Source organism: Brevundimonas sp. 'scallop', from assembly GCF_011045535.1.
In the GTDB taxonomy this organism is placed as follows: Bacteria; Pseudomonadota; Alphaproteobacteria; order Caulobacterales; family Caulobacteraceae; genus Brevundimonas; species Brevundimonas vesicularis.
The window spans coordinates 1,302,148-1,314,885 of sequence record NZ_CP039382.1 but is presented as its reverse complement, the minus strand read 5'-3'; the positions used below and the strand labels follow the sequence as shown (position 1 = coordinate 1,314,885).

Genomic DNA, 12,738 nt, shown 5'->3' with positions numbered 1-12,738 from the left:
ATGACCGACCTGACCGTCTCCGCCGATCTGCTGCGCCCCGCCGCGGCTGCGCCGACCGCCGTGAACCGCGACAAGATCGCGGAAACCGCCAAGGCCTTCGAGGCCACCTTCATTTCCCAGATGCTGAAGCCGATGTTCGAAGGCCTGTCGACCGACGGCCTGTTCGGCGGCGGCCAGGGCGAGGCGACATGGCGCAGCTTCATGCTGGACGAAATGGCCAAGTCCACGGTGAAGGCCGGCGGCATCGGCCTGAGCAACACCGTCATGGCCGAAATGCTGAAGATGCAGGAGGGCCGGCAATGAGCGACACCGAACTGGCCCAGGCGCGGGTTCGTCAGTTGACGACCTTGACCTTGCGCCTGACCGAGCGACTAAAGGCCGAGACAGCCGCCTTCGCCGATGGCCGTCCTCAGGATGTGGCGGCCGGTCTGTCGGAAACGCAGGAGATGGCCAATCTCTACCGTCGCGATTCCGCCCATGTGAAGGCCAATCCGGCGCTGCTAAGCGGCGCTCCAATGGAAGACCGCAGGACACTTGTCGACGCCACGCGTGAGTTCGACGCCGTCCTGACTCGTCACAGCCGCGCCGTCGACGCCGCGCGTCAAATTTCCGAGGGCCTGGTCCGCGCCATCGCGGCGGAGGTCACCGCTGCTCGCACACCCGCCTCCGCCTATGCCGCCGACGGCCGCGCCTCGCTGGGCGACGGACGCGCTGTCGCCCTGAACCGAATGGCCTGAACCGCATGGCCTGAACGGGACGGCCCTTTGCCGTTCGCCGATCACGGTTCGCGCCCTAAGGGTCATTGCCTATTTTTTTAAGCGACTGTGTGCCAGCATGGCCTCATGACGCTGACCACTCGCCTCCTAGGCCTGGCCTTCGCTTCCGCCGACACCTTGGTGGAGGTGGATCCGAAAGGCGTGGTCGCCTTTGCGATCGGCGCGGGCGCCGTGGCCGGCGAAGACGCAGGCGCGACCTGGACGGGCCGTCCCCTGCTCGATCTGCTGCACGATGGCGCCTCCACCCTGACCGCCCTGCAAGGCATGAAGGCCGGCGTGCGTATTCCCGCGACATCGATCCTGGTGGCGGCCGGACCTGACCGCGTGCGCCGCGCCTCGTTCCGCGCCTTCGTCCTGCCGCAGATGGCGCCCGCCGTCTCCTGCGCCATATCCTACGAAGGCCCGGCCTTCGCGCTGGAGGATCTGAAAACCCGCCCGCTTCTTGAGCCGGAAGATTTCCTGGCCGACGCAGGGCGCGTACTGGTGTCTAATCCCGACCTGGCCCTGTCTTTCCTTGACATCACGGGGCTTGAGAACGTCACCGGCGACGCCGCCGACCGTCTGAACCGCCGCATCGAGGCCACGCTTCAGTCCGCCGCCGTCGAAGGGTCGAGCGCGTCGCAGGTCACCGGCGTCCGCTTCGCCCTGCTGCGCCCGGCCAACGACCGTCGCGACATCGCCGCCGAAATCGTGGAAGCCGGTCGGGCCGAAGGCCTGTCGCTGGGCGCGGAGGCGTTCAGCTCGCCCGTGCCGCCCGGATCGGATTCCCTGTGCGTGCTGCGCGCCATGCGGTTCGCCATTGAAGGCTGCCTGAAGGGCGACGGCCTCGCCAATCCACAGATCGCCTTCGCGGACTCGCTGAAGCGCACCTTCCGCGACGCCGAGACCTTCCGCAGCCTGGTCAAGTCGCGCGAGTTCCAGGTCCACTATCAGCCCATCGTCCATCTGGACTCCCGAGCGGTCCATCACTTCGAGGCCCTGACCCGGTTCAGCGGCAACAACGGTCCCGCCGAAGCCATTCGCATGGCCGAAGAGCTGGACATGATCGAGTCGTTCGATCTCGCCGTGGCGGAGAAGGTCCTGAAGCGGATGCGCCAGCCCGGCGCCGGCCTGCTGAAGATGGCGATCAATGTCTCGGGCGCCTCCTTGGGAGACGACACCTACGTCGAACAGCTGCTGCGCATGACCGCCGGCGCGCCCGAGGAACGCCGTCGCCTGATGGTCGAGGTGACCGAAACCTCCGCCGTCGCAGACATCGAAGCCGCCGACCGTCGCCTTGCCGCGCTGCGCGAAGCCGGCATCAAGGTCTGCATCGACGATTTCGGCGCTGGAGCCGCCGCCTTCGACTATCTGCGCAAACTGTCGGTGGACTCGGTCAAAATCGACGGGGCCATCGTGCGCGACATCCAGACTGACCAACGGTCCAAGGCCATGCTGCACAGCATCGTCGAACTGTGCCGTTCGATGAGGCTGGAAACCATCGCCGAGATGATCGAGACCGACGGTGTCGCATCCGAGCTCAAGGCGGCGGGCGTCGAGTACGGCCAAGGCTGGCTGTTCGGTCGCGCCGAAGCCGAGCCGCGCACCCAACTGTCCAGCCCGTCGATGGTCCGTCGCAAGGGCGCCGTCGAGGCCTGGGGCTGACCGACCTCAGAGCTGGACCGTGCGCGTGATCTTCAGCGCCGCCAGAAAGTCCACGTCGTGGCTCACCACGATCAACGCGCCGTCATAGGCGTTCAGCGCCTCTTCGACGGCCGCGATGGCGTCCAGGTCGAGATGGTTGGTCGGCTCGTCCAACACCAGCAACTGCGGCGGCGTCGCGCCTGTCATGACGCAGGCCAGACCCGCCCTCAGCCGCTCCCCGCCTGACAGGTCGCCGACGTGGCGCTGCGCCGCCGTATTGCGAAACAGAAACCGCGCCAGCGCTGCCTGGGCGTCATTGACCGACCCTTTCGGGTTCAACCGCCGCCACGCTTCCACCAAGGTTTCGTCCGGGTGCAGGATCTTGACCTCTTGGTCCAGCAACACCGCACGCACAGGCCGATCGACGGCGCCCGTGGTCGGTGAAAGATCGCCGGTGATCAGCCGCAGCAGGGTCGTCTTGCCCGCGCCGTTCGGTCCCGTGATCGCGGGCCGTTCCGGCCCGACCAGGTTCAGGTCGACCGGCCCGACGATCGTCCGCCCCTCGGGTGTCGCCCAGCCGGCCTGGTCCATCGTCAGCACCGTCCGTCCCGTTGGCAGGCCGGTCGTCGGCATCGGGATCGCCAGCGTCCGCGTTCGCTCTACGCGCGCCTGGGCTGAGGCCAAGGCGTCCTGCGCGGCCGCGGCCTGACGTTCGGCCAGCAAGCCGCCGCGCCCGCCCGTGTTTTCAGCGCGCTCGGCCCGGGCGCCCAGCAGGATTTTCGGCATGTCGCCCTTGGCAGCCTTGCGACGGCCGGCGGCGTCGCGGCGCGACTGGGCCTCCGCGCGCTGCTGAGCCTCGGCGCCAGTACGCGCGAGTTCGCGCTTGGCTTCGGCCAGATCCCGCGTCGCCGCCTCGCCCTCCAGCGCCTTTCGCTCGACATAGGCGTCATAGCCGCCGCCGTAGCTGGCGACACCCAAGCTCGACACTTCAAGAATTCGGTCCATGCGGCGCAACAGGTTGCGATCATGGCTGACCACCACGACCCCTCCGTCCCAACGCGCGATGACATCGGCGACCAGCGCCCGCGCCTGCGCATCCAGATGATTGGTCGGCTCGTCCAGCAGGATCAAGTTGGGCCGGGTCAGCCTCAATCCAGCCAGCCGCAACCGCGTCTGCTCGCCCCCGCTGAGACTGGACGTCAGGCGTTCGTAGTCCAGGTCAGGCAGCCCGACATCTCTTAGGGCCTCGTCAAGACGAGTCTCCAGCGTCCAGTCCGCCTCGGCCAGATCGTCAGCCGTTCCCTGCCCCACCAAAACCCGTGCCACAACAGCCAGCGCCGTTCCAACGCCTAGGGTTTGAGCGACGGTCTCACCGGGGTTTGGCTCATAGCGCTGATCCAGGACACCGATCGTTCCGGTTCGCGCGACTACCCCCTCAGCCGGCGCGGCTTCGCCCGAGATCAGGCGCAGCAGCGTGCTCTTGCCCGCGCCATTGCGACCGACGATGCCGGTTCGCTCAGGCCCGAACGTCAGGCTCAGATTGTCGAAGAATGTGGCGCCGTCCGGCGTCCTAGCGGCGACCTTGTCGAGTGTCGCGAGTGCGGACGGGGACGCGTTTCGGCTTGGGCTGATTGGCATTGAGGATCACGAGCAGCATGGCGGACAGGGCGGAACCGGTGGCCAATGCGATGATCATGATCGTCAAACCTTCTGCAAAACGCGTCAGAACAAGGAGGATGGGTCGTAATCCCGCAATGCGCAAGTCTGGCGTCGAACACGGGCGCGTGAGAAGCTTGGCGTTGAGGAGACAACCATGAAGACCGTCATCACCCTCGCCATCGTCTCCACACTGGCTTGCGCCGCATGCGCGACTTCGCCGGACCGGCCGCCGTCAGCCCCAAATTACAGCGCCGTTCCGACCCGGGCGCCGACGCCCAACGCGCGGCTCTATGCCGCTTGCCTGGAGCAGGCCGCCGCTGCCGACGCCTATCGCCGCGCGGACAACGGGGACGGCGCAGAATATATCCTGTTCACCTGCACGGGTGCGCCGGCCGCCGCCTTCGCCGCAGCCTTGATCCCATGGAGCGAGAAGATCGGATCGACATTTCAGCGTGACGGTCGCACCTTCCGCTCGACCGCAAAGGTCGAGGCCGACCTGTTCGGAGTCGATTCGTGCTCGACCGACGCGACGGGCGCGGACGCCATCTGCATCCTGTCGTTCAACGCCGGCGACTTTCTCGACCAATAGGCTGACGGCGTCTAGACCAGCCGTCATGCAAACCCGTTTCCGCATCGAAGACCCCGCCGGCGCCGCCGCGCGGCGCGAGGCCGCCGTCCAGCGCCTGCGTGACGAGACAGGTATCGACGAGACCGTGATCGACGCCCTGGTCGAAGGCTTCTACGCCCGCGTCCGCGACGATGCGCTGATCGGCCCGATTTTCGCGGACCGGATCACCGACTGGGCGCCGCACTTAGCGCAGATGAAGCTGTTCTGGTCGTCCGTCGCCCTGTCCACGGGCGTCTATCAGGGCCGGCCGATGCCGAAACACCTGCCCCTTCCCATTGATGCGCGGCATTTCGATCGCTGGCTGGAGCTGTTCGCCGAAACCGCGCGCACCCTGTGTCCGCCCATCGCCGCCGACTACTTCATTGAACGCGCCCGCCGCATCGCTGAAAGCCTGGAACTGGGCGTCGCCAACGCCAGCGGCGTGCTTCTGGCCAAGGGCGAGCGTTTCGTGCGGCCCACGCAGACGTGGACGCCGGATTGATGCGTCAGCCGCAATGTTCCTACATTGTTCTTGCTTCAATCACACAATTCGTCCCCATATAGCGATGTCGCGCCGGACCCGCCGGCCCTCCTCCGCGTTCTCCGGACAGCATGACCGAAAAGCACAACTTCATCCGCGTTCGCGGCGCCCGCGAGCATAACCTCAAGGGCGTGGATCTCGACATTCCGCGTGAACAGCTGGTGGTGATGACCGGCCTGTCGGGGTCGGGCAAGTCCTCGCTGGCGTTCGACACCATCTACGCCGAGGGCCAGCGCCGCTATGTCGAGAGCCTGTCGGCCTATGCCCGCCAGTTCCTGGAGCTGATGGGCAAGCCGGACGTGGACCTGATCGAAGGCCTGTCCCCGGCTATCTCCATCGAACAGAAGACTACGTCCAAGAACCCGCGCTCGACCGTCGGCACGGTGACGGAGATCCACGACTATATGCGTCTGCTGTGGGCGCGTGTGGGTGTGCCCTATTCGCCGGCAACCGGCCTGCCGATCGAGAGCCAGACCGTCAGCCAGATGGTCGACAAGCTGGTCGCCCTGCCCGATGGTGAGCGCATCCTGCTGCTCGCCCCCGTCGTTCGCGGCCGCAAGGGCGAGTACAGGAAGGAAATCGCCGAGTGGCAGCGCCAGGGCTTCCAGCGTCTGAAGATCGACGGCCAGTTTTATCCGATCGACGAAGCGCCTACGCTGGACAAGAAGTTCAAGCACGACATCGACATCGTGGTGGACCGGATCGTCACCAAGCCGGATCAGGAAGCGCGCTACGCCGACAGCCTGCAGACGGCGCTGGGTCTAGCCGACGGCATCGCCAACGCGGAATGGGCCTCGACGGCGGAAGGCGAGACCGCGCCGCGCAGCCTGCTGTTCTCGGAGCGGTTCGCCTGTCCGGTGTCCGGCTTCACCATCAGCGAGATCGAGCCGCGACTGTTCTCATTCAACAACCCCTTCGGCGCCTGCCCGGTCTGCGACGGCCTGGGGGTCAAGCTGGCCTTTGATGCCGATCTGGTGATCCCGGACCGCGACAAGACCCTGCACAAGGGCGCCGTGGCGCCGTGGGCGCGTGGGCCGTCGCCGCTCTACACCCAGACGCTGCAGTCTCTGAGCCTCCACTATGGCTTCTCGATGGACAAGCCGTGGCGCGACCTGCCCGCCCAGGCGCACAAGGCCATCCTGCACGGCACGGGGTCCGAGAAGATCAAGTTCGTTTATGACGACAACGCCCGGAAATACGAGGTCTCCAAGCCGTTCGAGGGCGTCCTGCCGAACCTGGAGCGCCGCTGGCGCGAAACCGACAGCGCCTGGGTGCGCGAGGAACTGGCTCGCTATCAGTCCGAGACGCCATGCGACGCCTGCCACGGCAAGCGGCTGAAGCCCGAGGCCCTGGCGGTCAAGGTCGGCGGCGAGGACATCGCCGACATCTCCATCCTGTCGATCTCCAAGGCCTATCTGTGGTTCTCGACGCTGGAAGAGAACCTGACCGAAAAGCAGATGGAGATCGCCCGGCGAATCCTGAAGGAGATTTGCGACCGGCTGCGCTTCCTGAACAACGTCGGCCTGGACTATCTGAACCTGTCCCGATCCTCCGGCACCCTATCGGGCGGCGAGAGCCAGCGCATCCGCCTGGCCTCACAGATTGGCTCGGGCCTTACCGGCGTCCTCTATGTGCTGGACGAGCCGTCCATCGGCCTGCACCAACGCGACAATACCCGCCTGCTGGAAAGCCTGAAGGGGCTGCGCGATCTCGGCAACTCGGTCCTCGTGGTCGAGCATGACGAAGAAGCCATCCTGACCGCGGACTACGTCATCGACATGGGCCCGGCCGCCGGTGTTCATGGCGGCCAGGTCTGCGCCGAGGGCACGCCGGCCCAGGTCATGGCCAACCCCAAGTCCCTGACCGGCAAATACCTGACTGGCGAGCGCGAGATCGAAATCCCCGCCGAGGGTCGCCGCCCCATCAACCGCAAGCGGATGCTGAAAATCAGCGGCGCCAGCGGCAACAATCTGAAGAGCGTCACTGGCGAAATCCCGGTCGGCGTCTTCACCTGCATCACCGGCGTATCCGGCGGCGGCAAGTCGACCTTCACCATCGAGACCCTGTACAAGGCCGCCGCACGCCGCTTGAACAATGCGTCCGAGGCCCCCGCCCCCTTCGACCGGATCGAAGGGCTGGAGCATTTCGACAAGGTCATCGACATCGACCAGTCGCCCATCGGCCGCACGCCGCGCTCGAACCCCGCGACCTATACCGGCGCCTTCGGGCCCATCCGCGACTGGTACGCCGGCTTGCCGGAATCCAAGGCGCGCGGCTACGGCCCTGGCCGGTTCAGCTTCAACGTCAAGGGCGGCCGCTGCGAGGCCTGCCAGGGCGACGGCGTCATCAAGATCGAGATGCACTTCCTGCCGGACGTCTATGTCACCTGCGACGTCTGCAAGGGCAAACGCTACAATCGCGAGACGCTGGAGATCGTGTTCAAGGGCAAGTCCATTTCGGACGTGCTGGACATGACGGTCGAGGAGGCGGCGACCTTCTTCAAGGCCGTGCCGCCGATCCGCGACAAGATGCTGACGCTTGAACGCGTGGGCCTGGGCTACGTCAAGGTCGGCCAGCCCGCCACGACCCTGTCAGGCGGCGAGGCCCAGCGGGTCAAACTGTCCAAGGAGCTGTCCAAGCGCGCCACCGGCCGCACCCTGTACATCCTCGACGAGCCGACCACCGGCCTGCATTTCGAGGATACGCGCAAGCTGCTGGAAGTGCTGCAGGAACTGGTCGAGGCCGGGAACACCATCGTGGTGATCGAGCACAACCTCGATGTCATCAAGGTCGCCGACTATCTGCTCGACTTCGGTCCCGAGGGCGGCGACGGCGGCGGCGAGATCGTCGCTGTGGGCACGCCCGAACAGGTCGCGGACAACAAGGCCAGTTGGACTGGCAAATACCTCAAGGAGGTGCTGGATCGGCACGAGGACCGCCGCAAGGCGCGCGTTGCGGCCCTGGGCGGTTCCGTCGATGCTCCGGCCAAAAAGAAAAGGGTGAAGGCGTCGGCCTGATCGTTAGGAAAAGACGTCGGTCGACTGACCGCCTCGAAGCCCACTCCAGGCCGCTGCGAACGGGGCATACAGCACCGCGAGTTGCAGCGCGGCGAGGAAGGCGTTGACGATCGACGACACCAGGATCGCCGGCCAGGCCTGCATCAGGATCTGACCCAGTCCCTCGCCGTCGAAGCGCGCCAGCGTCTGGATGCCGCCGGTGGCGAGGTCTGCCGCTGCGCCGATGATCATGCCCAGGATGCTGACGATCAGGGACATGATGATGGCGATCACGGCCATGCCCAGCAGTGACCAGAAATGTCCTTTGGTGGCGGCGAACGATTCCACGATGGTGATCTTGCGGCGATCGATCGTCATCGGCACCGCAAGGCTGAACTTGATCGCCAGCCAGACGATCAAGGCGAAGACGGCGAAGATCAGGAGCACGCCGGCCAAAATCAGCAGCGCCTGACCCGACGCGGCGCCGAAACCGATGGCCGCGCCGACCACCATCATGCCGACGCCCGACGTTAGACCGACAGCCAGGCTGACGATCAGACTGACCGCCAAGACCCGCACCTCATCCATACCAAGGCGCAGATAGCCCCACGACGACTCGTCCGGCCGCAAGACCGAGCGCGCCACTGCCGCGCTCAGCACCGCTCCAACCAGCAGGCCGATGGGCGCGGCCCAGATCAGGGCTCCGGCATAGGTCTGGCCCAGGGCCTGAAACTCCGCCATCGACGGGTTGGCCGACTGTTCCAGCGCTTCGCCGGCCGCCATCAGACTGGCCCACTTGTCTGCGCCCAGGCCGAACATGGCGACATAGACGGCCAGATAGACCAGGCCCCAGGCGACCGCGACGATCGGATGCCGGCGAACGACCCGGAAGCCTTCGAAGGCCGCGTCGGTGGCGGAAAAACTCATGACAACTCCGGGAGCAGATTCGCAGCGCACCCTAGCGCATACGCAAGCCTACGTCCCGCACCGCCGCCATCGCGGCATCATGCGTTCGATCGCGTCAGTTCGCGGAGGCGATCGTCCAGTCCGCGATCTGGGTATTGATGTCGCGCGTCGCCGTGTCGAAGGCTGCAACGATGGCGGACACGCGGTTGTCGCCGGCAGGCTGGGTCACGGTGAACACCCGCTCGACCGAGCGGCCTTCCTCGGGACGAATGGTCCCGCCGCCCGCGCGCCGTTCCGGGGTGGAGCGCAGCTGCGCCCGTGCGGTCACGACGACATCCGGCACAGCGCCCGGCGCGGCGTATCGCGCCTCGAACGTCGTGACCGTTACCTGCAGGATCAGCGGCGGCGTCCCCGGCTCGCGGCGACCCAGCACGCGAATGCGGTCGGCGCGGTTGGCGAAGGCCGCCTTCAGGCTGTCGTCGAACAGGGTCGAGGCCGGCGACACCCAGCGTGCGCCGCCGATATAGGCCGTCTCTAGACCCGTGACGCCGAGGATCTTGTCGTCGCCGGTCGCCTGCGGGAACTCGATGCGGCGGATCGAGACCGTTAGAGGCGCAGGCGTGTCGCCCACCGCCGACGGCGCGGCCATCGGCAGGCCGAACCGATAGTTCTGCACCGGGTCCGGCGAGGACAGCAGGGCGCATCCGCTCAGTGCGGTCAGCACAGCGGCGGACGCCGCCAGTCGAAGGACAGGACGAAGGATCACGGCTGCACCTCCAGCTCTTTGGATTTGGGACGACCGATGAAGTCGCGCGGGCTGGCGCGGACATCGTCGATCAGGGATTGCAGTGACCGGGTGGCGTCCTGCAGTTCTTCGATCGTGCCGGTGAGTTGCGGCAGGCTGGTCGTCGCAAAGTCACCCAGCGGACGTTCCAGACCCGTGATCGAACGGTTGGCCGAGGCGATCGCCGTGCGCGCCTCCGCCGTCGCCGAGTTGATATTGGCGATGGCTTGGCGACCGTCCGTATTGATGATCTGACGCGTGTCGACGGCCAGGGCCTGATATTCCTTCACCGCGGCGTTGGCGTTGGTCACGGCCTCTTCCAGTTGCTGGAAGATGGCCTTGCGGGCTTCCAGTTCCGTCGTCAGCGCCTCGACGTTCTTCACGCTGGTGGAGAAGCTGCGGATATTGTCGTCGGACATGACGCGGTTGATCCGGTTCAGCGCATCGACGGTCTGGGCCAGCACCGTGCCCGAACCGCTCAAGAGCTCGGCGATCGGCGACGGCTGGCTTTGCAGCACGGGCACGACATTGTCCGGATACTGCTCTTTCAGCAGGGCGCTGTTGGGCGAACCGGCAGTGATCTGGATGTAGTTCAAGCCGGTGATGCCTTGCGGCTCCAGCTGCGCGCGCGAGGTGACGCGCACCGGCGTCGTGCCGTCCACGCGAACACGGGCGATCACCTGGTCGCCGCGCTTGGTGTCGATGTTCAGGTCGGTCACCTCGCCGACGCGGATGCCGTTGAAATGCACCTCGCCACCTTCCGACAGGCCGTTCACCGGCCCATAGAAGACGATGTCATACATGTCATAGTCGCTGTTGAACTGCAGCCGGGCCAGCCAGATGGTGAACACCGCCAGGGCCGCCAGAAGGGCGACGGTAGCGATGCCGACGGCGGCGTAATGTGCGTCTCTTTCCATGATCCGCTCTCCTCAGGCGGCAGACTTGGTGGCTGCGCGTCCGCGCGGCCCCAGGAAATATTCTTTGATCCACGGGTGGTCGGAGCCTTCCAGCTCCTGCACCGTGGCCTTTTCCACGACCCGCTTGTCCGCCAGCACCGCCACCTTGTCACAGATGGCGTAGAGCGTATCGAGGTCGTGGGTGATCATGAAGACGGACAGACCCAGGTCGTCCGCCAGTTGCCGGATCAGATCATCGAAGGCGGCCGCGCCGATGGGATCCAGGCCCGCCGTCGGCTCATCAAGGAACACCAGCTCGGGGTCCAGCGCCAGCGCACGCGCAAGGCCGGCCCGTTTCTTCATTCCGCCCGACAGTTCCGCCGGCTTGAGATGGTGGTGCTCGGGCTTCAGACCAACCATGGCGATCTTCAGCTCGGCCAGTTCATAGATGACCGATTTCGGCAGTTTGGTGTGTTCGACCAGAGGCGAAGCCACGTTCTCAAGGACGCTCAGCGACGAGAACAGCGCGCCCTGCTGAAACAGAATACCGGTGCGCTTCTCGATGTCGGCCGCCTCGGCCTTGGTCAGGTTCGCCCGGTCGTAGCCCAGCACCTTCACCGACCCACCTTCCGGCTCCTTCAAGCCGATGATGGTGTTCAGCAGCACGGTCTTGCCCGCGCCTGATCCGCCGACGACGCCCAGGACTTCGCCGCGCACCAGGTCGAGGTCGAGGTTTTCGTGGATAGTGCGCTCGCCGAACTGGCTCAGCAGGCCGCGCACCTCGATCAGGTTTTCTGGCGCTTCGGTCATATGTTCAGCTCCAGGAAGACCAGGGCGAACACGGCGTCCAGGAAGATGATGGCGAAGATGGCCTGCACCACGGCGGCCGTCACGCGGCGGCCCAGACTTTCGACATCGCCGGCGACAGCCATGCCCTGACGGCAACCGATTGCGGCGATCACCAGGGCGAAGACGGGCGCCTTCACCAGCCCCACCATCAGATGCTGGGCCATGGTGCCGTCCTCGACCAGACGCTGGAAGAAGAAGGACGGGCCGAGATTCAGCGAGCTCCAGCACACGACCAGACCCCCGATAAGACCGCCGATCATGCCCATGAAGGTCAGCAGCGGCAGCATGATCACCAGCGACGCGACACGAGGAATAACAAGGGCCTGGAATGGATTGACGCCCATGACCTGCATGGCGTCGACCTCCTGGTTCATCCGCATCGACCCGATTTCAGCCGCGAAGGCCGAGGCCGAACGTCCCGCCAGAAGGACCGAGGCGATGACCACGGCGAATTCGCGGAACATGGCGACACCGATCAGCTGAACCGCGAACACCTGGGCGCCGAAATCGGTCAGCAGGTCCACGCCGATGAAGGCGATCACGGCCCCGATGAAGAAGTTGGTGATCATGACGATCGGAATGGCGTCCAGCCCGGCGCGCTCCGCCTGACTGACCCAGGCCGGCCAGCGGATGCCCCCGGGGCGTTTGGCGGCTTCGACCACGGCGGCCATCAGCCGACCCAGGAAGGCCAGCGACAACATGGCCTCGCCGCCGAAATCGTAAACGCCGCGCCCGATCTTGGCGAAGGTGCGCACGAAGGCGCTGGGGCGTTTCGGCGCCGGAGCGCTCTGGCGCTCCAGCAGTTCGATCATGTGATAGATGCGACCGGCCTCCGGTCGATCCTTCCACTGGCTCTTGGAAAGGCGGCCGCTTGAGGCCTGCACCAGAGCCAGCGCGCCGGCGGTATCGAAGCGACCGAGATCGGAGGTGTCGATGCTGGCGATATCGCGGCCTTCCAGATCGCGGCTCAGTTCCGTCGGCAGACGACCCAGCGCCGTGGTCGTCCAGTCGCCGGTCAGGCGCAGACGGGCCTCGCCATCTCTATCGACGATTTCGTATGCGGCCGTTTTCATCGCGCCCCTGAAGACCGGTCTGACATCG

General features: G+C 65.9%; 12 protein-coding genes. 6 read left to right on the top strand and 6 right to left on the bottom strand.

Annotation, left to right across the window (positions count from 1 at the left end; all coding sequences use genetic code 11):
• The 3 genes from E4341_RS06500 (at position 1) to E4341_RS06490 (ending at position 2,420) form a co-directional block, all read left to right on the top strand.
• Positions 1 to 303, top strand: coding sequence for a rod-binding protein (locus tag E4341_RS06500; protein WP_066623075.1), 303 nt, complete (start codon positions 1 to 3; stop codon positions 301 to 303).
• On the top strand, positions 300 to 737 hold the full coding sequence (locus E4341_RS06495) for a flagellar basal-body protein FlbY (RefSeq protein WP_165116036.1): 438 nt from the start codon (positions 300 to 302) through the stop codon (positions 735 to 737). The genes E4341_RS06500 and E4341_RS06495 overlap by 4 nt, the downstream gene beginning before the upstream one ends.
• 105 nt (positions 738 to 842) lie before the next feature.
• Positions 843 to 2,420: an EAL domain-containing protein gene (locus E4341_RS06490; protein WP_165116034.1), complete on the top strand. Its 1,578-nt coding sequence runs from the start codon at positions 843 to 845 to the stop codon at positions 2,418 to 2,420.
• 6 nt (positions 2,421 to 2,426) lie between these two features.
• Here E4341_RS06490 and E4341_RS06485 read toward each other — a convergent pair whose 3' ends face one another.
• A complete protein-coding gene (locus tag E4341_RS06485; protein ID WP_165116032.1) occupies positions 2,427 to 4,037 on the bottom strand; it encodes an ABC-F family ATP-binding cassette domain-containing protein in 1,611 nt (536 codons plus the stop codon).
• Between the two features lie 175 nt (positions 4,038 to 4,212).
• Between E4341_RS06485 and E4341_RS06480 the strand changes: the two genes are divergently transcribed.
• From E4341_RS06480 to uvrA, 3 genes are all read left to right on the top strand, one after another.
• Positions 4,213 to 4,647, top strand: a complete 435-nt coding sequence (locus E4341_RS06480) for a hypothetical protein (protein WP_165116030.1) — start codon at positions 4,213 to 4,215, stop codon at positions 4,645 to 4,647.
• A gap of 25 nt (positions 4,648 to 4,672) precedes the next feature.
• Positions 4,673 to 5,167: a group III truncated hemoglobin gene (locus tag E4341_RS06475; protein ID WP_165116028.1), complete on the top strand. Its 495-nt coding sequence runs from the start codon at positions 4,673 to 4,675 to the stop codon at positions 5,165 to 5,167.
• 110 nt (positions 5,168 to 5,277) lie between these two features.
• Complete coding sequence (gene uvrA / locus E4341_RS06470; protein WP_165116026.1) at positions 5,278 to 8,223, top strand: excinuclease ABC subunit UvrA; 2,946 nt, start codon at positions 5,278 to 5,280, stop codon at positions 8,221 to 8,223.
• A gap of 3 nt (positions 8,224 to 8,226) precedes the next feature.
• On the opposite strand, the gene E4341_RS06465 is transcribed toward uvrA, so the two are convergent.
• From E4341_RS06465 to E4341_RS06445, 5 genes are all read right to left on the bottom strand, one after another.
• Positions 8,227 to 9,129, bottom strand: a complete 903-nt coding sequence (locus tag E4341_RS06465; protein WP_165116024.1) for a hypothetical protein — start codon at positions 9,127 to 9,129, stop codon at positions 8,227 to 8,229.
• A gap of 94 nt (positions 9,130 to 9,223) precedes the next feature.
• Entirely contained in the window at positions 9,224 to 9,874 is a 651-nt protein-coding gene (locus E4341_RS06460) for an ABC-type transport auxiliary lipoprotein family protein (RefSeq protein ID WP_066551978.1), read from the bottom strand.
• Positions 9,871 to 10,809, bottom strand: coding sequence for an MlaD family protein (locus E4341_RS06455; protein WP_039246448.1), 939 nt, complete (start codon positions 10,807 to 10,809; stop codon positions 9,871 to 9,873). Before E4341_RS06455 ends, E4341_RS06460 begins: the two co-directional genes overlap by 4 nt.
• A 12-nt stretch (positions 10,810 to 10,821) precedes the next feature.
• A complete protein-coding gene (locus E4341_RS06450; protein WP_039246447.1) occupies positions 10,822 to 11,598 on the bottom strand; it encodes an ABC transporter ATP-binding protein in 777 nt (258 codons plus the stop codon).
• Positions 11,595 to 12,710 carry an ABC transporter permease gene (locus tag E4341_RS06445; RefSeq protein WP_165116022.1) on the bottom strand — a complete coding sequence of 372 codons (1,116 nt, stop codon included), beginning with the start codon at positions 12,708 to 12,710 and terminating at the stop codon, positions 11,595 to 11,597. The genes E4341_RS06450 and E4341_RS06445 overlap by 4 nt, the downstream gene beginning before the upstream one ends.
• Between the last annotated feature and the right edge of the window lie 28 nt (positions 12,711 to 12,738).

What these genes read in the sequence shown, in the direction of transcription:
- E4341_RS06480 (WP_165116030.1), top strand. Translation starts at nt 4,213, where the DNA reads ATGAAGACCGTCATCACCCTCGCCATCGTCTCCACACTGGCTTGCGCC.
- E4341_RS06485 (WP_165116032.1), bottom strand. Translation starts at nt 4,037, where the DNA reads ATGCCAATCAGCCCAAGCCGAAACGCGTCCCCGTCCGCACTCGCGACA.
- E4341_RS06500 (WP_066623075.1), top strand. Translation starts at nt 1, where the DNA reads ATGACCGACCTGACCGTCTCCGCCGATCTGCTGCGCCCCGCCGCGGCT.
- uvrA (WP_165116026.1), top strand. Translation starts at nt 5,278, where the DNA reads ATGACCGAAAAGCACAACTTCATCCGCGTTCGCGGCGCCCGCGAGCAT.
- E4341_RS06450 (WP_039246447.1), bottom strand. Translation starts at nt 11,598, where the DNA reads ATGACCGAAGCGCCAGAAAACCTGATCGAGGTGCGCGGCCTGCTGAGC.
- E4341_RS06455 (WP_039246448.1), bottom strand. Translation starts at nt 10,809, where the DNA reads ATGGAAAGAGACGCACATTACGCCGCCGTCGGCATCGCTACCGTCGCC.
- E4341_RS06465 (WP_165116024.1), bottom strand. Translation starts at nt 9,129, where the DNA reads ATGAGTTTTTCCGCCACCGACGCGGCCTTCGAAGGCTTCCGGGTCGTT.
- E4341_RS06475 (WP_165116028.1), top strand. Translation starts at nt 4,673, where the DNA reads ATGCAAACCCGTTTCCGCATCGAAGACCCCGCCGGCGCCGCCGCGCGG.
- E4341_RS06445 (WP_165116022.1), bottom strand. Translation starts at nt 12,710, where the DNA reads ATGAAAACGGCCGCATACGAAATCGTCGATAGAGATGGCGAGGCCCGT.
- E4341_RS06490 (WP_165116034.1), top strand. Translation starts at nt 843, where the DNA reads ATGACGCTGACCACTCGCCTCCTAGGCCTGGCCTTCGCTTCCGCCGAC.
- E4341_RS06495 (WP_165116036.1), top strand. Translation starts at nt 300, where the DNA reads ATGAGCGACACCGAACTGGCCCAGGCGCGGGTTCGTCAGTTGACGACC.